General features: G+C 69.2%; 14 protein-coding genes and 1 pseudogene. 10 read left to right on the top strand and 5 right to left on the bottom strand.

The features are described 5' to 3' along the window. Window positions 1-1,873, bottom strand: a 1,873-nt coding sequence (locus PV781_RS23785) for a chromosome segregation SMC family protein (RefSeq protein WP_274778103.1), incomplete at its 3' end; no start/stop codon positions are given. Window positions 1,874-2,193: 320 nt separating this feature from the next. Between PV781_RS23785 and trxA the strand changes: the two genes are divergently transcribed. Both trxA and PV781_RS23795 read left to right on the top strand, forming a co-directional pair. Then, window positions 2,194-3,120 (top strand): thioredoxin, encoded by a 927-nt coding sequence (gene trxA, locus PV781_RS23790; RefSeq protein WP_274778104.1) that lies wholly within the window; start codon window positions 2,194-2,196, stop codon window positions 3,118-3,120. Window positions 3,121-3,129: 9 nt separating this feature from the next. Continuing rightward, window positions 3,130-3,804: an LON peptidase substrate-binding domain-containing protein gene (locus tag PV781_RS23795; RefSeq protein WP_274778105.1), complete on the top strand. Its 675-nt coding sequence runs from the start codon at window positions 3,130-3,132 to the stop codon at window positions 3,802-3,804. Window positions 3,805-3,824: 20 nt separating this feature from the next. Here the strand turns inward: PV781_RS23795 and PV781_RS23800 are convergent, their stop codons facing one another. The 4 genes from PV781_RS23800 to PV781_RS23815 form a co-directional block, all read right to left on the bottom strand. After that, on the bottom strand, window positions 3,825-5,369 hold the full coding sequence (locus tag PV781_RS23800; RefSeq protein WP_274778106.1) for a cryptochrome/photolyase family protein: 1,545 nt from the start codon (window positions 5,367-5,369) through the stop codon (window positions 3,825-3,827). Next, window positions 5,366-5,539, bottom strand: coding sequence for a DUF2256 domain-containing protein (locus PV781_RS23805; RefSeq protein ID WP_274778107.1), 174 nt, complete (start codon window positions 5,537-5,539; stop codon window positions 5,366-5,368). The genes PV781_RS23800 and PV781_RS23805 overlap by 4 nt, the downstream gene beginning before the upstream one ends. Window positions 5,540-5,542: 3 nt before the next feature. Further along, window positions 5,543-6,271, bottom strand: coding sequence for an SDR family NAD(P)-dependent oxidoreductase (locus PV781_RS23810; protein ID WP_274778108.1), 729 nt, complete (start codon window positions 6,269-6,271; stop codon window positions 5,543-5,545). 65 nt (window positions 6,272-6,336) lie between these two features. Continuing rightward, window positions 6,337-6,681 carry a hypothetical protein gene (locus PV781_RS23815; protein WP_274778109.1) on the bottom strand — a complete coding sequence of 115 codons (345 nt, stop codon included), beginning with the start codon at window positions 6,679-6,681 and terminating at the stop codon, window positions 6,337-6,339. Between PV781_RS23815 and PV781_RS23820 the strand changes: the two genes are divergently transcribed. From PV781_RS23820 to PV781_RS23855, 8 genes and pseudogenes are all read left to right on the top strand, one after another. After that, on the top strand, window positions 6,680-7,765 hold the full coding sequence (locus tag PV781_RS23820; protein WP_274778110.1) for an RluA family pseudouridine synthase: 1,086 nt from the start codon (window positions 6,680-6,682) through the stop codon (window positions 7,763-7,765). The two genes, PV781_RS23815 and PV781_RS23820, sit on opposite strands and share 2 nt — an antisense overlap. Window positions 7,766-7,942: 177 nt before the next feature. Continuing rightward, window positions 7,943-8,845, top strand: a complete 903-nt coding sequence (gene rpoH, locus PV781_RS23825) for an RNA polymerase sigma factor RpoH (RefSeq protein WP_274778111.1) — start codon at window positions 7,943-7,945, stop codon at window positions 8,843-8,845. 1,208 nt (window positions 8,846-10,053) lie between these two features. After that, entirely contained in the window at window positions 10,054-13,074 is a 3,021-nt protein-coding gene (gene ileS / locus PV781_RS23830; RefSeq protein WP_274778112.1) for an isoleucine--tRNA ligase, read from the top strand. Window positions 13,075-13,076: 2 nt separating this feature from the next. Next, window positions 13,077-13,577, top strand: coding sequence for a signal peptidase II (gene lspA, locus PV781_RS23835; protein ID WP_274778113.1), 501 nt, complete (start codon window positions 13,077-13,079; stop codon window positions 13,575-13,577). Between the two features lie 129 nt (window positions 13,578-13,706). After that, window positions 13,707-14,375: a hypothetical protein gene (locus tag PV781_RS23840; protein WP_274778114.1), complete on the top strand. Its 669-nt coding sequence runs from the start codon at window positions 13,707-13,709 to the stop codon at window positions 14,373-14,375. A gap of 177 nt (window positions 14,376-14,552) precedes the next feature. After that, complete coding sequence (locus tag PV781_RS23845) at window positions 14,553-15,932, top strand: M16 family metallopeptidase (RefSeq protein ID WP_274778116.1); 1,380 nt, start codon at window positions 14,553-14,555, stop codon at window positions 15,930-15,932. A 134-nt stretch (window positions 15,933-16,066) separates the two neighbouring features. Further along, window positions 16,067-17,362 carry a M16 family metallopeptidase gene (locus PV781_RS23850; RefSeq protein ID WP_274778115.1) on the top strand — a complete coding sequence of 432 codons (1,296 nt, stop codon included), beginning with the start codon at window positions 16,067-16,069 and terminating at the stop codon, window positions 17,360-17,362. 144 nt (window positions 17,363-17,506) lie between these two features. After that, window positions 17,507-18,210 (top strand): annotated as a pseudogene (locus tag PV781_RS23855) (hypothetical protein); the annotation flags it as partial.

Here is an 18,210-nt window from a genome sequence, read left to right on the forward strand (position 1 = left end):
CGGCGGTGGGCGCGTCGGCGGCGGCCACCAGGCCGTCCCAGCGCCACAGGTCGCCCTCCCGCGACACCAGTCGCTGGCCGGGCCGCAGAGCGGACTGCAAGCGCGGACCCTCTTCCTTCGGCACCACTCCCACCTGGGCGAGACGCCGGGCAAGGGCCGGCACGCCGGACACGCGCACGGCCAAGGGCTCGGCGCCCGCCGGAAGCAGCGGGTCGCCGGCCACGATGTCCGCGCCCGCCCAGCGGGCGGGTGCGCGCTCATCCACGGGCAGGTCCAGATCGTCCCCCAAGGCGGCGCCCAGCGCCACCTCATAGCCCTTCTCAACGGTCAGGAGATCGGCCACCGAAGGGAAGCGCCGGTCGGCGGACTGGAGCAGCTTGGAGAGGGTCCGCGCCTCGGTGTCGAGCCGCCCGAACCGGCGCTCGGCCTCCGCCATCGTTGGCCGCAGGGCCTCGGCGGCGGCGCGGGCTTCGCCATGGGCCGCTTCAGCCATGGCCGTCATTTCCTCGGCCGCATCCAAGCGTTCGCGGGCAGCGCTGGAAGCCTCCCGCAGCCGTTCGAGCCCCTCGGTGCCCGCCTCCCGCCGCAGCCGGCCTTCCTCCGCTTCCACGGAGGCATGCTCGGCGGCGGTGCGCATGAGCCGGGTGCGCACGTCGCGCATCTGGCCGTCCAGCACACCGCGTCGGGCGCCGAGGTCGGCAAAGGCCTGGGTGCGCTCCTCCAGCATGGATTCGGCCTCGGCGAGGCGATCCTCCGCCTCCGAGCGGGCGATGGCGGCGTCCTCCTCGGCGATAACAGCGTCTTCCTGCTGGGCGGCGAGCACCTCCGCCTCCTCGGCGAGGCGTTCCAGCACGCCTTCCGCGTCCGCCGAGAGGGCATGCTCGCGGGCAACGTCCTGGGCGAGCTGGGCGAGGCGGCGCTCCAGCTCCTGGCTGCGCACCGCAAGGCGGGCCTCTTCCCGGTCCAGTTCCTCGCGCGCATGGACAAGCCGCTGCACCCGGGCGGCGGCCTCCGCATCCGCCTGGCGCAAGGCGGGCAGCACATGGGCCGCCACCGCCTGGAGCCGGGCAGCTTCCGCCTGGTCGCGGGTGAGGGCGGCGCCTTCGCCGGCCATGTGCTCCATCTGGCGCTGGGCATCGGCCAGCGTCTCTGTCACCTCCCGCCAACGGAGCCACAGGAGGGTGGCTTCCTGCCGGCGGATCTCCTCCGCCACCGCGCGGTAGCGCACCGCCTGGCGGGATTGGCGGCGCAGGCTGTCCACCTGGGTGGCGAGCTGGGTGAGCACGTCCTCCAGGCGAAGGAGGTTCTGCTCGGCGCCCTTCAGGCGCAGTTCGGCCTCGTGCCGGCGGGCATGGAGGCCGGCGACACCCGCCGCCTCTTCCAGGATACGCCGCCGTGCCGCCGGCTTGGCGCCGACGATCTCGCCAATCTGCCCCTGCCGCACCAGGGCCGGCGAGCGGGCGCCGGTTGAGGCGTCGGCGAACAGGAGGTGGACGTCGCGGGCCCGCACGTCCCGGCCATTGATGCGGTAGTGCGAGCCGGCGCCGCGCTCAATGCGCCGGACCACTTCGATCACGTCGTCCCCGTTGAAGGCGGCGGGCGCGGTGTGGTCGGCATTGTCCAGCTGCAGCGCCACCTCGGCGGTGTTGCGAGCGGGCCGGGACGTGGTGCCGGCAAAGATGACGGAATCCATGTCCTGGGCGCGGAAGGCCTTGTGGGAGCTTTCCCCCATCACCCAGCGCAGGGCTTCCACCAGGTTCGACTTGCCGCACCCGTTCGGCCCGACGACGCCTGTGAGGCCGGGTTCGATCAGGAGTTCGGTCGGCTCCACGAAGGTCTTGAAGCCGGTCAGCCGAAGGCGGTTGAATTTCATCTGGGCGGGGTGTGCCAGTCCCTGGAAGGCGCGTCAATTCAGCCTGCGCCGGGCTTTTGCGGGGGGCAAGGGTGCCCAGCACCGCGTCCACACGCGCGGCGCACCTGTCCACCGCTTCCCGCGGGCCGGTGACCGGCAACCGTCCCCGGGCGATCGCATGCCGGACCGTCAGGGGCGGGCGCGCATTAGGGCTTCCCCCCCACCCGTTCGCGCACTAGAAGCGTGTTCACGGCGGTTGCGCCCGCGCGCCCGGATCCCATCTATGGGGCAGGCCCGTGGCGCATGACCGCAATCGGGCACAGCTTTTAAGGACCAGAACCATGCTGTTCAAGCAGGCGGGCGGCCCCCAGGCGGCGACCCCGGGCGGGCAGGCCGGCGCGGACGATGTGACCGAAACCACCACCCAGACCTTCATGGCTGACGTGATCGAGGAATCCCGCCGCCGTCCGGTGCTGGTGGATTTCTGGGCGCCCTGGTGCGGCCCCTGCAAGACGCTCGGCCCCATCATCGAGCGCGCCGTGGCCGCCACCAAGGGCAAGGTCAAGCTCGTCAAGATGAACATCGACGAGCATCCGGCGGTGGCGCAGCAATTGCGCATCCAGTCCATTCCCACCGTCTATGCCTTCGTCAACGGCCAGCCGGTGGACGGCTTCATGGGCGCGCTGCCGGAGAGCCAGATCAAGGCCTTCATCGAGCGCCTGATGGGCGGGCCGGCGGATGCCGACATCGCCGAGGTGCTGGCTGCCGCCGACGCGGCCCTGGCGGAAGGCGACGCGGCCGGCGCGGCGGAGATCTTTGCCCATGTGCTGGCGCAGGAGCCCGACAATCTGAAGGCGCTCGGCGGCCTCGTCCGCGCCCAGGTGGCGGGCGGCGCGATCGACCAGGCCAAGGCGACGCTCGGCATGGTGCCCGCCGGCAAGGAAGGCGACAGCGCCATCACCGCCGCCAAGGCGGCCCTGGATCTCGCCGAGCAGGCTGCCGCGCTGGGCGATCTTGCCACCCTCCAGGCCAAGGTCGACATCGACCCCCTGGATCACCAGTCCCGCTTCGACCTCGCTCTCGGCCTCAATGGCCGGGGCCGTCGCGAGCAGGCGCTCATCCATCTGCTCGACATCGTCAAGCGGGACCGCAGCTGGAACGAGGATGCGGCGCGCAAGCAGCTCCTCCAGCTGTTCGAGGCCTGGGGCCCCACCGATCCGCTGACCATTTCGGGACGTAAGAAGCTTTCGGCGATCCTGTTCGCCTGAAGGAGCATCGTGGCTAACCGCCGTTCGTACCATGCGCCGGGCGACGTGCCCGGCACCGCCGCGGTCTTCCCGCTGTCCGGCGCGCTGCTTCTGCCGCGCGCCGAATTGCCGTTGAACGTGTTCGAGCCCCGCTATCTGGAGATGGTGGACGACGCGCTCGCGGGTGACCGTCTCATTGTCATGGTCCAGCCGGACGAGACCAAGCCCGAGACCACGCAGGGGCCTGCCGTCTTCACCGTGGGCTGCATCGGGCGCATCACCCAGTTCGCCGAGACCGGCGACGGGCGGTACCTCATCACGCTCACCGGCATCTGCCGGGTGCGCATGGGTGCGGAGGAGACCACCGACACCCCCTATCGGCGCTTCGCCATCGACGCCTCCGGGTTCGGCGCCGATTTCGACGAGAGCGCCGGCGAGGAGGATGTGGACCGCAGCGCGCTGCTCTCGGCGCTGGCCGCCTTCCTGGAGGCGAACCATCTGGAGGCGGACTGGGACGGCATCCAGCAGGCGGGCACCGAGACGCTGGTGAACGCGCTGTGCGTCATGTCGCCCTATGGCGCCCTGGAGAAGCAGGCGCTGCTGGAGGCGGGGACGCTGAAGGAGCGGGCTGAGATGCTGGTGGCCATCACCCAGATGCTGCTCGCCCGCATGCCCGGCGATGACGGGGAATCCTCCCTCCAGTGAGGGGCTGGCGGCGCGCCGCCTCATGACCATCGCCCCGTGGCGGGCAGGCCATTGAGGAAGGCATCCGCCTCCGCCTTGAGCCGGGCCCGACGTTCCGGCACCATGCGCTCCAGCGTGCGATAGGGCATGGCCATGCGGGGATTGCCGGCAAGCGCGTCGGCATTGTCCATCAGGAAGGACCAGTAGAGGTGGTTGAACGGGCAGGCGCCCGGGCCCTCCTTGATGTCCGGGTCATAGGCGCAGCCCCGGCAATAGTCCGACATGCGCTTGATATAGGCGCCCGAGGCTGCATAGGGCTTGGAGCCGAGCCGCCCACCGTCGGCATGCATCACCATGCCATGAACATTGGGCAGTTCCACCCATTCGAACGCGTCCACATAGACGGCCAGATACCAGGCTTCGATCTGGCGCGGCGCGACGCCCGCAAGCAGCGCGAAATTGCCGGTGACCATCAGGCGCTGGATGTGGTGCGCATAGGCGGTGCGGCGGGTGACATCCACCACCGCGCGCAGGCAGGCCATTTCGGTCTCGCCGGTCCAATAGAAATCCGGCAGGTCCCGCTGGGCGTTGAGATGGTTGGTGTCCCCATAAGCGGGCATGTCGTGCCAATAGAGGCCCCGCACGAATTCCCGCCAGCCCAGGATCTGGCGGATGAAGCCCTCCACCGCATTGAGGGGCGCCGCGCCTGCCCGATAGGCCGTCTCGGCCCGCAGGCACACCTCAAGGGGCGTGAGGAGGCCGGCATTGAGATAAGGCGAGAGGAGGCCGTGAAAGAGGAAGTCCTCCCCGGCCTTCATGGCGTCCTGGTAGTCGCCGAAGCGGGGCAAGGCGGTGGTGATGAAGTCGTCCAGCGCCTCAAGCGCATCCGCCCGCGTCACCGCCCAGCCGAAGCCCTCCAGCGTCCCGAAATGGTTGCCGTAGCGCGCCTCCACCAGGGCCATCACCTCCCGTGTCACTCCGTCCGGCGCGAAGCGGAGGCGGGCGGGAAGCGGCAGGTTGTCTGGCAGGCGGCGGCGGTTTTCCGGGTCGAAGTTCCAGCGCCCGCCGGCGGGCTCCTCGCCATCCATGAGGAGGCCGGTGCGCCGGCGCAGGGTACGGTAGAAATACTCCATGCGCAGCTGGCGCTTGGTGCCCGCCCAGGCGGCGAAGTCGTCGTGGGAGGCCAGGAACCGTGTGTCGGGGAGGATCTCCAGCGGCACGGCGAGCCCGTCCCGCCAGGTTTCCATCATCTCGCGCACCCGCCATTCGCCCGGCTCGGTCATGACGATGCGGGCGGGCGCGTGGCGGGCGATGGCCCGCTCCAGCTCGGCGCCGAAGCTGCCGCCATTGGCGGGGTCGTCGAGGCGCACATAGTCCACCGCGATGCCTTCCGCCTGAAGCTCCGCCGCGAAATGGCGCATGGCGGAGAGCAGGAAGACGATCTTCTGCTTGTGGTGGCGCACATAGGTGGCTTCTTCGTCCACCTCCACCATCAGCACCACGTCCGTGTCCCGGTCGAGGCCATCGAACGCGGTGAGGCCGCGGGTGAGCTGGTCGCCCAGGAGGAAGCGCAAGGTGCCGCTCATGGCGTGGCGGCCCGGCTTTTGCGATTGCCCCGGCAGCGGTCGGAGCAATAGCGCACCTCCTCCCACACCGCTTTCCATTTGCGCCGCCAGGCGAAGGGCCGGCCGCAGGTGGCACAGATGCGGGTGGGCAGATCCGCCTTCGCCACCCTCTTGGGGCGCGGGCCAGGCATGGCTCAGCCCTTGGTGCGCAAGGTGGAGCGCCCGCCATCGACGCCGATGACTTGCCCCGTGATCCAGTCCGCCTCCGGCGACAGGAGGAAGGCGGCGAGCCCCGCGCTGTCCTGCGCCTCGCCCAGGCGTGGCAGCGCATGGAGGCCGGCAATGGCGCCGGCCATTTGCGGGCTGGAGGTGAGCGAGGCGGCCAGCGGCGTCTTGGTGAGGGAGGGCGCGATGGCATTCACCCGCACCTTGGGGGCAAGCTCGGCCGCCAGCGACAAGGTGAGACCCTCCACCGCGCCCTTGGCCAGCGACACCGACACATGGGCGGCAAAGCCCTGGCGGGCGGCCACCGAGGAGAAGAGGACCACGCTCGCCGTGCCCTCATAAGCCTTGAGCGCGGGCAGGGCCGCCTGGACGGCGAGGGCGGCGGCGCCCGCATTGATCCAGAAGTCCGCCTTGATGTCCGCGGCCGACACCCGGTGCAGGGGCTTCAGGGTGATGGAGCCCACCGCATAGGCAAGGCCGGCCAGCGCTGGCCCGGCCTCATCCGCGGCGCGGGCGAACAGGGTTTCGTCGGTGACGTCGCCTTGGGTGGTGGTGGCGCCGGTCTCGGCCGCGACCGCCGCGAGGCGTGCCGCGTCCCGCCCAACCAGATGCAGGTCGAAGCCCTTGGCCTTCAGCGTCCGGGCCAGGGCCGCGCCAATGCCGCCGCTGCCGCCATAAATGAGCACCTTGCCTGCCATGGTCAGCCCTCATGCGGCCTCAAGCTGGCCGGTGAGGGCAGTTACGGCGCAGGTGGGGCTTTGGTTCAGGGCTCCACGGCGAACTTCAGCCGGCCCGTCGGGGCGAGGGTGTCGAGGCGGAAAGTGCGGATTTCCACCGTGCCGCCCACTTTCAGGGTGAGCACCAGGGTATCGCCGCTGACCGCCGTGGAGACCACCTCGGCGCCCTTGGGCAAGGTGGTGGTGATCTCGCCGGGGCTGGCCACCTTGTCGCGGAGCATGCGATAGGCAATGACGCCGAACACGGATGCCAGACCCAGCACCATGATCAGGCCCGAGACCATGGAGAAGCGGCGCACCTTGCGCAGCACCCGCTCCTGGTCGGGCGTGAGGGGCTCCTGGGTGTCGGGTTCGAGCGGACGGTTGAACATGAAAGAGCCTGACGTGAGTGGACCTGTGGCGCGTGGACCCGGCTTCGACGCGGACGATGACTTCGCCTGCGACCTCGCACAAGACGGGGACGCCGCCGGAGCGGAGACCGTTGCGGTCACGGTCGAGCCCGCCGATGCGGGGTCCCGAACGGACCGCTTCCTTGCCGGCCGCCTGCCGGACCTCAGCCGCACCCGCCTCCAGCGGCTGGTGGCGGACGGCCGCGTGCGGAACGGCGAGCGAGTGGTAGGAGACGCGGCCGAGCGGGTCAATGCCGGCGACGTGCTCACCGTCGCGGTGCCGGCTCCCGAGCCTGCCGAGCCGGTGCCCCAGGATATCCCGCTGAACGTGGTGCACGAGGATGCCCACCTGATCGTGATCGACAAGCCCGCCGGCCTGGTGGTGCATCCTGCGCCGGGCCATTGGGACGGCACGCTGGTCAACGCCTTGCTGCACCATTGCGGGGAGAGCCTCTCCGGCATTGGCGGCGTGCGCCGGCCGGGCATCGTGCACCGGCTGGACAAGGACACGTCCGGCCTTTTGGTGGTGGCCAAGACCGATGCCGCCCACAAGCACTTGGCCGCCCAGTTCGCCGACCATGGCCGCACCGGCGACCTGACCCGCGCCTATCTGGCGTTCGTGTGGGGCGCGCCGGGGCTGCGCGGCACGGTGGATGCGCCCATCGACCGCCATGCCACCAACCGCCAGAAGATGTCGGTGCGGGCCTCCGGGCGCGAGGCCATCACCCATTGGCGGCTCATCGAGACCTTCCCCGACAGCGCGGGCGAGGTGGTGGCGAGCCTGGTGGAGTGCCACCTGGAGACCGGGCGCACCCACCAGATCCGGGTCCACATGGCCCATATCGGGCATCCGCTTTTGGGCGACGAGGTCTATGGGGCGGGCTTCCGCACCAAGATTTCCCGCTTGCCGGAGGCGGCGCAGGCCATGCTGAAGGCGCTGGACCGGCAGGCGCTGCATGCCGCGCATCTGGGCTTCGCCGATCCCGCCACCGGCGAGGTGATGGGCTTCGACAGCGAATTGCCGGCGGATCTCGCCGCCCTGGAGACGGCGCTGCGGACGGAATGAAGCGCCTCCCGCTACCGCCTTGGGTCGCGCCGACGTGAACGGATGAGGCCTTCCGGCGCCGGGGATCCAATCTTTCGCAATGCCGTTGTGCCAGATATGATGCACTTTCGCTGCCGGCGTTTCGCGGCGGCGCGTGTGGCTGCTCGCGTCGAGGGCCACGAGGGAAGGAGGCCTTTCATGGCCACGGCACGCCACATGCCCATTCCGTCCGCAGAGGGCGGTCTGTCGCGCTATCTCGAGGAGATCCGGCGGTTCCCCATGTTGGAGCCGCAGGAGGAATATATGCTGGCCAAGAGCTGGCGCGAGCATGGGGATCGCGATGCGGCCCATCGGCTCGTCACCAGCCATCTGCGCCTCGTGGCCAAGATCGCCATGGGCTATCGCGGCTATGGCCTGCCCATTTCCGAAGTGATCTCGGAGGGCAATGTGGGCCTCATGCAGGCGGTGAAGCGGTTCGAGCCCGACAAGGGGTTCCGCCTCGCCACCTATGCCATGTGGTGGATCCGCGCCTCGATTCAAGAATATATCTTGCGGTCGTGGAGCCTCGTGAAGATGGGCACCACGGCGGCGCAGAAGAAGCTGTTCTTCAACCTGCGCAAGGCCAAGAGCCAGATCTCGGCGCTGGAAGAGGGCGACCTTCGCCCCGACCAGGTCAAGCAGATCGCCACCAAGCTGGGCGTCACCGAGGACGAGGTGGTGGAGATGAACCGCCGCCTCGGCGGCGACGCCTCCCTGAACGCCCCGCTGCGCGACGATGGCGACAGCGGCGAGTGGCAGGACTGGCTGGTGGACGAGCGCGACGACCAGGAGAATGCCCTCGCCGAGCAGGAGGAGATGGACAATCGCCGGACGGCCCTGGCCGGCGCGCTGTCCGTGCTCAATGACCGCGAGCGCCGCATCTTCGAGGCCCGCCGCCTCGCCGAGGACCCGGTGACCCTGGAAGAACTGGCCGCCGAGTTCGGCGTCTCCCGCGAGCGCGTCCGCCAGATCGAGGTCCGCGCCTTCGAGAAGGTGCAGAAGGCGGTGGTGGACCGCGTCCGCTCCCTGGAAGAGCCCACGGCGGAGACCGAGCTGGCCTGATTGGGGCCTTTGGCTTGGCTGGGCAGGGGCGTGCCTCGGACAACTCTGCGGCGTGCGGGCGGCTGTCTTTCGGAGAGTGAGGGCACGTCCTGCACGTGCGCCCGTCATGGCCGGCTTGTCCCGCAAGTCGTCTGTTGACGACGTGCGCCCCTCGTCCCGGAACCCGCACACATGCGGGTTCCGGCCATGCACCGGGCTCCGCAGGGACGGACTTAAGGGAGAGCCGTGGATGCCCGGGACAAGCCCGGGCATGACGTCTCAAGAGACGGGCTAGCGTCAGCTCTCTCTTCATCTGCGAAAGCCTATCCGACCTGCGCGAGCGGAGAGGCGTGGATGCCCGGGACAAACCCGGGCATGACAGCCGGGGAGGGTGCGTCCGCCTCCGACTGGGCATTTCCTTGGCCGGTCTGCGCTGGGTGCTACATTTCAAACAGCATTAATGGTCTCCGTGACGGGGCTCACCAGCCGGCGACCATCGCCCGAGCGCGCTTGACCTTTGCTCCCACCGTCACCCCCCTTTTCCCCCTCCCTATCCCTCCCCCGCTTCGCGGGAGAGGGGACTTTGGTGCGCCTGGGCGGGGTGGCGGTTCTGGTTTGCCCCGGCATCCCTAAACTGGGCCTCTCCCCGGCGCGACAGGCCCCCTCCCTATCCCTCCCCCGCTTTGCGGGAGAGGGGACTTTGGTGCGCCCGGCCGGGGCGGTGGCTCTGTTCCGCCTCGGCGTCCGTCATCCTGACCTCTCCCCTGGCGCGACGGGCTCCCTCTCCCGCAAAGCGGGGGAGGGTGGGGGAGGGGGCAGATCTGGCGAAGAGGGGGCAGCGGCCCCGGGCCAAAGGGAGACGGGCGATGCGGCGGCGGGGACAGGAAGGCTCATCTGCGCCCGCGCCGTCTCCCCCGCCCCAACGCGCCCCGTTCCTCTTGACGCGCGCATGGACGTCACGTTTGGACGCCACGTTCACGGCAGGCTTTCCCGGCGGGGCGGGGCCTGATAGAAGCCGGCCATGCCTTTTTCGTCCCAGCACGCGATCCCGCGCCCGCTCATCGCCGCGCGAATTACCGGCCCGGTCGCCCCTCGGCGCGCCTGACGCGCGCGGGCCGGCCGGGATTTCAGGCGCCTGTCCGGATCGGGTTGCCCCAAGCGGCCTCCGGAACGACGCTTCGCCCAATCGCGCAGCACGGACCCCCCCGGGATCCCCATCGAGCCTGACCATGACCGACAAGACCGCCGACAAGACCGCCGACACCAGCGCCCCCGATTATTCCGCGACGCTCTTCCTGCCGCAGACCGAATTCCCCATGCGGGGCGGCCTGCCCAAGAAGGAGCCGGAGTTGCTGGAGCGCTGGGAGCGGCTCGGCCTCTATCGCCGCCTGCGCGAGGAAGGCCATGGCCGCCCGCGCTTCGTGCTGCATGACGGCCCGCCTTATGCCAATGGCAACATCCATATCGGCCACGCCCTCAACAAGATCCTCAAAGACGTGGTGACGCGCTCGCAGCAGATGCTGGGCCACGATTCCAATTATGTGCCCGGCTGGGACTGCCACGGTTTGCCCATCGAGTGGAAGATCGAGGAAGAGAATTACCGCAAGAAGGGCAAGGCCAAGCCGGACCTCACCGACAGCGCGGCCATGATCGCCTTCCGCCAGGAATGCCGTGCCTATGCGGAACACTGGCTGAACGAGCAGCGCACCGAGTTCAAGCGCCTGGGCGTGGAGGGCGACTGGACCCACCCCTACACCACCATGTCGTATCTCGGCGAAGCGCAGATCGCCCGCGAGATCATCAAGTTCGCCGAGAACGGCCTGCTCTATCGCGGCTCCAAGCCCGTCATGTGGTCGGTGGTTGAGAAGACCGCCCTCGCCGAGGCGGAGGTGGAGTATCACGACCACACGTCGGATACGGTGTGGGTGAAGTTTCCGGTGAAGGGCGAGGGCCCGCTGGCGGGCACATCGGTCGCCATCTGGACCACCACGCCCTGGACCATCCCCGGCAACCGCGCGGTCTGCTTCTCGGCCAAGATCGCCTATGGCCTCTATGAGGTCACCGACGCCCCCGCCGAGAACTGGGCCCGCACGGGTGACCAGATCGTGCTGGCCGACAAGCTGGCGGACGAGGTCTTCAAGGCCGCCCGCGTCACCGCCTTCCGGCGCGTGCGTGACGTGAGCGCCGAGGAACTCTCGGTCACGCTGCTCAACCATCCGCTGGCAAGCCTGAACCTTGGCGGCTACGACTTCACCGTGCCCATGGTGGACGGCTTCCATGTCACCGACGAGGCCGGCACGGGCTTCGTGCACACCGCCCCCGGCCATGGCCGCGAGGACTTCGAGGTGTGGGTGGCCCATCGCCGCTGGCTGGAAGAGCGCGGCATCAATCCCGCCATCCCCTATACGGTGGACGAGGACAGCCTCTACACTGCCCAGGCGCCCGGCTTCGAAGGCAAGCGCGTCATCACCGAGAAGGGCGAGAAGGGCGACGCCAACGAGGCCGTCATCAAGGCCATGGTGGAAGCCGGCACGTTGCTGGCCCGCGGCCGGGTGAAGCACCAATATCCCCATTCCTGGCGCTCCAAGAAGCCGGTCATCTTCCGCAATACGCCCCAATGGTTCATCGCCATGGACCAGGACATCCGCGATGAGCACGGCCGCCCCGCGCCGCGCCCCGCCACCTTGCCGGGCAATGTGCCGGACACCCTGCGCGAGCGGGCGCTCGCCGGCATCAAGACCGTGCAATGGGTGCCGGAGGTGGGCGAGAACCGCATCACCGGCATGATCGCCAACCGGCCGGACTGGGTGGTCTCCCGCCAGCGCGCCTGGGGCGTGCCCATCGCCGTCTTCGTGAAGGAGAAGGGTGATGGGGCGGTGGAGATCCTGAAGGATGCCGCCGTCAATGCCCGCATCGTCGCCGCCTTCGAGGAAGAAGGCGCGGACGCCTGGTACAAGGAAGGCGCCAGCGCGCGCTTCCTGGCCGAGCGCGCGGCCGAGGGCTGGGTGAAGGTGGATGACATCCTGGACGTGTGGTTTGATTCTGGCTCAACCCACGCCTTCACCTTGGAAAAGCGCGCGGACCTCAAGGCCAACCGCGCCCCCAACGGTCCCGACCGGGTGATGTATCTGGAAGGCTCGGACCAGCATCGCGGCTGGTTCCATTCCTCGCTCCTGGAAAGCTGCGGCACACGCGGCCGCCCGCCTTATGACGCCGTGCTCACCCACGGCTTCGTGCTGGACGAGGACGGCCGCAAGATGTCCAAGTCGCTGGGCAACGTGGTCTCCCCGCAGGAGGTCATCAAGGCGTCCGGCGCCGATATCCTGCGCCTGTGGGTGTGCGCCTCCGACTATTCGGACGACCTGCGCATCGGCCCGGAAATCCTGAAGACCACCGCCGACACCTATCGCAAGCTGCGCAACACCATCCGCTGGCTGCTGGGCTCGCTGCACCATTACCGGGCGGCGGAAAAGGTGGCGTTCGCGGACATGCCGGCCCTGGAGCGCCTCGTCCTCCATCGCCTGGAGGAACTGGACGGCCAGGTGCGCGCGGCCTATGCGGCCTTCGACTATAAGAAGGTGCATGCGCTGCTCACCAACTTCATGACCACCGAGCTGTCCGCCTTCTACTTCGACGTGCGCAAGGACGCGCTCTATTGCGATCCCATCTCCTCGCTCACGCGTCGGGCCTGCCTGACCGTGCTGGAGGAGACCTTCAACCGCGTGGTGACCTGGCTCGCCCCCATCCTGCCCTTCACCTGCGAGGAGGCCTATATCGCCCGCACGGGGAATGAGGAGGGCTCGGTGCACCTGCTGACCTTCCCCGAGACCCCGGCGGAGTGGCGCAACGAGGCCCTGGCCGACACCTGGCGCAAGATCCGCTCCGTGCGCCGGGTGGTGCTGGGCGCGCTGGAGGTGGAGCGCGCCGCCAAGCGCATGGGCTCGTCGCTGGAAGCCGCGCCCCGCATCCATGTGAGCAATCCGGAGCTTGCCGCCGCCCTCGCCGGCGTCGACATGGCGGAGGTGTGCATCACCTCCGGCGCCGAGGTGCTGCTGGACGAGGGTCCGGCGGACGCCTTCCGCCTGGAGGACGTGCCGGGCGTCGCGGTGGAGCCGGTGCCGGCCGTGGGCACCAAGTGCGCCCGCTCCTGGAAGATCTCCACCGAGGTCGGGGCCGACCCGGACTATCCCGACGTCACCCCCCGGGACGCGCAGGCCCTGCGCGAACTGGCGGCGGCGAAGGCGGCCTGACCATGTCGGCGCTGCGGCTCGGACTTCTCACGGCATTCGCCAGCCTGGTCCTCGACCAGGCCAGCAAGGTGGCTGTGCTCCACTGGTCGGAGAATTGGACCGAGCGGCTGGTGACGGTGACCCCGTTCCTGGACTTCGTGGCCATCTGGAACACCGGCATCAGCTACGGCCTCTTCCCCCAGGGAGAGGCCGGGCGCTGGGTGCTGGTGGCCATCAATGCGGCGGCGGCGGTGCTGTTCGCGGTCTGGCTGGCGCGAACGCGGCGCGGATTCGAGGCCTTCGCGCTGGGCCTGCTCATCGGCGGGGCCATCGGCAATGCGGTGGACCGCCTCGTCTATGGGGCCGTGTTCGACTTCATCTCCCTGCACGCCTTCGGGCTGCGCTGGTACGTGTTCAACATTGCCGACGTGGCGGTCGTTGTGGGCGTGGCTCTGCTTCTTTATGATGCCCTCTTCGCGCGTGCCTCAAAAACGCCGCCCTCAGGGGCCAGCCCTAGGGAGTGACCCTGGGTCCGTGACAGGCACCGCGGGGTGGAAAAGATCCTAGAGGACATGTCCATGCGACTGAGCACGAGACCTTCCGGGAAGACGCGCGGCCGCGCCAGGGACGGGTTTCGGGCGTCCGGGTCTCGGATGACCCCGTCCCGGACATCCCTTTCCAACGCCGGCAAGGCGGCGGTGCTTCCCGCGCTGGCGCTGGCGGCGGGCCTTGCCATGCCCGGCACCGCCCGCGCCGATGGCGACTTCTTCCAGAACATCCTGGCGACGCTGGGCGTGGTGGAGGAAGACAAGCCCGCCATCCAGTATCGCGAGCGCGCGCCCTTGGTGGTGCCCCCCGGCCAGGCGGTGAACGCGCTGCCTCCGCCCAAGGAAACCGCGGCCATCACCAATCCCAATTGGCCCAAGGACTACGATCTCCAGCGCGCCCAGGCGGCCAAGGCCGACGACAAGACGCCGCTGCGCCGCGACGATCCCGGCAATCCGCTGCTGCCCTCCCAGCTGAACAACCCCAAGCTCAAGCCCACGGCGTCCAACCGCGTCACCGAGCCGAACACCGGCCGCGCCCGCGACGAGCTGATGCCGAGCGAACTGGGCTTCAAGGGCTGGAACATGGGCGCCTTCACCGGCGCGCAGGACAAGCCGCTGGTGTTCAACGGCGAGCCCGACCGCGAGGCCCTGACCCAGCCTCCGCCCGGCTACCAGACGCCCGCTCCCAACGCCCCCTACGGCACCGTCGAGAAGAAGGAAGAGCCATTCAAGCTCCCGAGCTTCTTCGACCTGCAGAATACCAGTTCCAAGTAAAGCCCCGCGCGGGCAGCCGCCTTTCGGCTGCCCCTTCAGGTTGAGTTCACAGCCGTTCCGGGCGTCCGGCCGTTCCCGGCCCCCGGAGCGCGCGACCGAGTTGTCCGGACGGCCGTCACCGGTCCGCCCGTGGAACCGCCCGGAAAGATTTTCATCGTGACATTGAGACGCATCGCCATGGCCGTTCTGATCGCCGCCGGCACCACCGCCGCCTCCATCCAGCCGTCCCTCGCAGGCGGCCCGGAGGTCAGCCAGTTCGAGTTGAAGAACGGCCTCAAGGTGATGGTCATTCCCGACCACCGCACGCCGGTGGTCACCCACATGGTGTGGTACCAGGTGGGCTCGGCGGACGAGCAGCCCGGCAAGTCCGGCATCGCCCATTTCCTTGAGCACCTCATGTTCAAGGGCACCGAGAAGAACCCGCCCGGCAAGTTCTCGGCCGAGGTGGCGCGCCTCGGCGGCCAGGAGAATGCCTTCACCTCCCAGGACTACACTGCCTATTACCAGCGGGTCGCCAAGGAGCACCTGGAGAAGGTGATGGCCTTCGAGGCCGACCGCATGACCGGCCTCAAGCTTTCCGACGAGGTGGTGCTGCCCGAGCGCGACGTGGTGCTGGAAGAGCGCCGCATGCGCACGGACAACGATCCCGGCGCCCGCCTCGGCGAGGCGCTCCAGGCGGCGGCCTATGTGAATCACCCCTACCAGCACCCCATCATCGGGTGGGAGCACGAGATCAAGGGCCTGAACCGCGAGGACGCGCTGGCCTTCTATCGCCGCTTTTATGCGCCCAACAATGCGGTGCTGGTGGTGGCGGGAGACGTGGACCCCAAGCAGGTGCTGGCGCTCGCCGAGAAGACCTATGGCAAGGTCGCCCGCGCCGACACCCCGCCGCGCAACCGCCCGCAGGAGCCCGAGCCGCAGGCCCATCGCCGGGTGTCGCTGGCCGATCCCCGCGTGGCGCAGCCGAGCCTCCAGCGCACCTATCTCGTCCCCTCCTACCGCACCGCCAAGCCGGGCGAGGCGGAGGCGCTGGACGTGGCCGCGCAGATCCTGGGCGGCGGCCAGACCGGGCGGCTCTATCGCACCCTGGTGGTGGACAAGGGCCTCGCGGCCGGCGCCGGGGCCTGGTACCAAAGCACGGCCTATGACGCGACGCGCTTCGGCGTCTCCGCCTCGCCCCGTCCGGGCGTGAGCCTTGAGACCCTGGAGCAGGCGGTGGACGAGGCGGTGGCCAAGCTCGCCGCCGAGGGGCCGGACGAGCTGGAGCTGGCCCGCGCCAAGACCCGCATGACGGCGGACGCCATCTATGCCCGCGACAACCAGGCGACGCTGGCCCGCATCTATGGCGCGGCCTGGGCCACGGGCATCTCGGTGGATGACGTCAACCAGTGGCCCGACCGCATCAAGGCGGTGACCGCCGCCGACGTGAAGGCGGCCATGCAGCGCTATCTGGACGTGAACCGGGCCGTCACCGGCTATCTCACCCAGCCGGCTGCCCCCGCCAAGGACGCACCGGGCGCGACCACGCCCGCCGCGCCGAAGGAGAACCGTTCGTGAGGGGCGCTCCCCGCGCACCTGCGGCCGCCTCCGCGTCCCCTCCTTCCGTCGCGCCCCGCGCAGGTTTCCTCGACGGCCTTTCGGCGGGGAAATACGCGCTTGCGGGCCTTGCCGGCTTGTTCTTATTGGTAGCCATGACCCTTTCCCTCGTCTCCCAAGCCGAAGCCCAGTCCAAGACCACCCGCATCACCCGCGTGGTGAGCCCCGGCGGCATCGAGGCCTGGCTGGTGCGCGACACCACCTTGCCGCTCATCGCCATGGAATTCGCATTCCTCGGCGGTGCCGCGCAGGACCCGGCTGATCGTCCCGGCGTCGCCAGCCTCGCCGCCTCGCTGCTGGACGAGGGCGCGGGCGACATGAACGCCGAGACGTTCCACCGGGCTCTGGCCGACAAGGCCATCGAGTTGCATTTCGACGCCAACCGCGATGAAGTGCGCGGCTCCGTGCGGACCCTCTCGGAGAATCGCGACGTCGCCTTCGATTTGCTGCGCCTCTCGGTGACCCAGCCGCGCTTCGACGACGAGGCGGTGGAGCGCATCCGCGCCGCCCAGCTGGCGGGCCTGCGCCGCCGGTCTACCGATCCCAACTCGCTGGCCAGCGAGCGCTGGTTCGCCATCGCCTTCCCGAACCATCCTTATGGCCGGCCGGTGGACGGCACGCTGGAAAGCGTGCCCCAGATCAACCGCGCCGACCTCCAGGCCTTCGCCAAGCGCACGCTCGCCCGCTCCAACCTGCGCATCGCGGTGGTGGGCGACATCACGCCCGAGGATCTCGGCCAGGAGCTGGACAAGGTGTTCGGCGCCCTGCCGGACAAGGCCGAGCTGACGCCGGTGGCGGATGTCACCCCCAAGGGCATCGGCACGGTGGACGTGATCCCGCTGGCGGTGCCGCAATCGGTGGTGCTGATGGGCACGGTGGGCCTGGAGCGCAAGGACCCGGACTTCATCCCCGCCTATGTGCTCAACCACATCCTCGGCGGCAGCGCCTTTTCCTCCCGCCTCTTCAAGGAGGTGCGCGAGGCGCGCGGGCTGGCCTATTCGGTCTATTCCTACCAGGTGGCCCTGGATCATGTGGGCCTCTGGTTCTCCGGCACCGCCACCAAGAATGAGCGGGCGGGCGAATCCATCCGCATCATCGGCGAGGAATTCGCCTCCATCCTCGACAAGGGGCCGACCGCCGAGGAACTGAGCGAGGCCAAGAGCTATCTGACCGGCTCCTATGCGCTGCGCTTCGACACTTCCTCCAAGGTGGCCGCGCAGCTGCTCCAGATCCAGATCGACCAGCTGGGCATCGATTATATCGATCGCCGGAATGCGCTGATCGAGGCGGTGACCCTGGAGGATCTCAAGCGCGTGGCGCACCGCCTGACCGAGGCGCGCAAGGCCCTCACCGTGGTGGTGGGCCGCCCCGAAGGCCTGCCCGGCGGCTGAGGCGCAGCACGGGACCGGCCCGCCGGTAACCATGCTTTGCGATAGTGGGTGCCGGTTTCATTCGGAAACGGGCCGGGCCTCCCACGCCGGCTTAACATTCTGTTATAGATGCCCGCGAAAAAGCAGGAGGATGGGAGCAGCCTGATGCGTATGCCCTTCAATGCGACCTGGCCGGTGCGCTTGCTTGTGCCTGCCGCACTGTCCCTGGCCTTGGCGGGTTGCGCCGGCGGCGGGAATTCCCAGGGCACGTTCGGCGCCCCGGCGGTGGACGTGGAGCCGGGTGTCGGCACCCGCATCTCCGACCAGGCGGTGGCCGGCGTCGGCGGCCCGTCCGCCGCGCCGCCGAGCCTCACGGTCGGGACCGGCGCCAATGCGGTGGACTATTCCTGCCCCGTGGTGGACGTGCGCACCGGCGCCGGCACCTGGCAGGTTCCCGGCAATGGCGGCCTGAAATACCAGGTCACCCTGGCCACCCTCGCCCGTGAATGCGCTGTCAATGGCGCCACCATGAACATGAAGGTGGGCATTGAGGGCCGCGTGGTTCTGGGCGAGAAGGGCACGCCGGGCGGCCTGTCCGTGCCGATCCGCATCGCCGTGGTGCAGGAGGGGCCGAACCCCAAGACCATCGCCACCAAGTTCTTCACCGTGCCGCTGAACATTCCGGCGGGCGAGAACCAGCTTCTCTTCTCCGTGGTGGAGGACCAGTTGAGCTTCCCGCTCAACAATCCGAACGACGTGGAAAAGTACGTGGTTTATGTGGGCTTTGACCCCAAGGGCAGCAGCGAGCCGGCCCGTCCGCGCACCACCACATCCCGGCCGCGCCCGGCGGCGCCGGCCGCCGCCGCTCC

It is taken from the genome of Aquabacter sediminis (assembly GCF_028863665.1).
GTDB lineage: Bacteria > Pseudomonadota > Alphaproteobacteria > Rhizobiales > Xanthobacteraceae > L1I39.